This is a genomic window from Bacillus sp. I-2, from assembly GCF_001974945.1.
GTDB classification, from domain to species: domain Bacteria; phylum Bacillota; class Bacilli; order Bacillales; family Bacillaceae; genus Bacillus; species Bacillus safensis.
Genome location: NZ_LZRW01000017.1, coordinates 1 through 824, shown reverse-complemented (window position 1 = coordinate 824; position 824 = coordinate 1). Strand labels below are relative to the sequence as shown.

The window sequence follows — 824 nt, the reverse complement described above, 5'->3', positions numbered from 1 at the left end:
TAATGGTTGATAGGTCTGAGGTGGAAGCGTGGTGACACGTGGAGCTGACAGATACTAATAGATCGAGGACTTAACCTATATTCTAATGTGAAGCATGAACATTGTTATCTAGTTTTGAGAGAACATTTTTAAAATATCTCTTGATTTATTTTCAATACATAGTATAATATCTTTTGTCACTAAATTGTCTGGTGATGATGGCGAAGAGGTCACACCCGTTCCCATACCGAACACGGAAGTTAAGCTCTTCAGCGCCGATGGTAGTTGGGGGTTTCCCCCTGTGAGAGTAGGACATCGCCAGGCTTTCTTCATTCCGCAGTAGCTCAGTGGTAGAGCTATCGGCTGTTAACCGATCGGTCGTAGGTTCGAATCCTACCTGCGGAGCCAATTTGGAGAGCTGTCCGAGTGGCCGAAGGAGCACGATTGGAAATCGTGTAGGCGGTAACCCCGTCTCAAGGGTTCGAATCCCTTGCTCTCCGCCACAATTTACATAATAAAGGGCCCGTTGGTCAAGCGGTTAAGACACCGCCCTTTCACGGCGGTAACACGGGTTCGAATCCCGTACGGGTCACCATTTTTATAGAATATACACCAGCATTTTTTATTCGGAGGATTAGCTCAGCTGGGAGAGCATCTGCCTTACAAGCAGAGGGTCGGCGGTTCGAGCCCGTCATCCTCCACCATATCTTTTATATCGTCGCGGGGTGGAGCAGTTCGGTAGCTCGTCGGGCTCATAACCCGAAGGTCGCAGGTTCAAATCCTGCCCCCGCAACCAAAATGGTCCGGTAGTTCAGTTGGTTAGAATGCCTGCCTGTCACGCAGGA

General features: G+C 49.0%; 5 tRNA genes and 1 rRNA gene. All 6 read left to right on the top strand.

Annotation, left to right across the window (positions count from 1 at the left end):
- The first annotated feature begins 187 nt into the window (after positions 1-187).
- The 6 genes from rrf (at position 188) to BAE31_RS06235 (ending at position 775) form a co-directional block, all read left to right on the top strand.
- Positions 188-303, top strand: a 5S ribosomal RNA gene (gene rrf / locus BAE31_RS06260).
- 9 nt (positions 304-312) lie between these two features.
- Positions 313-387 (top strand) — tRNA-Asn (locus tag BAE31_RS06255).
- Between the two features lie 4 nt (positions 388-391).
- Positions 392-482, top strand: a tRNA-Ser gene (locus BAE31_RS06250).
- 17 nt (positions 483-499) lie between these two features.
- Positions 500-574 (top strand) — tRNA-Glu (locus BAE31_RS06245).
- A gap of 33 nt (positions 575-607) precedes the next feature.
- Positions 608-683 (top strand) — tRNA-Val (locus BAE31_RS06240).
- Positions 684-698: 15 nt separating this feature from the next.
- Positions 699-775 (top strand) — tRNA-Met (locus BAE31_RS06235).
- The last annotated feature ends 49 nt before the right edge of the window (positions 776-824 follow it).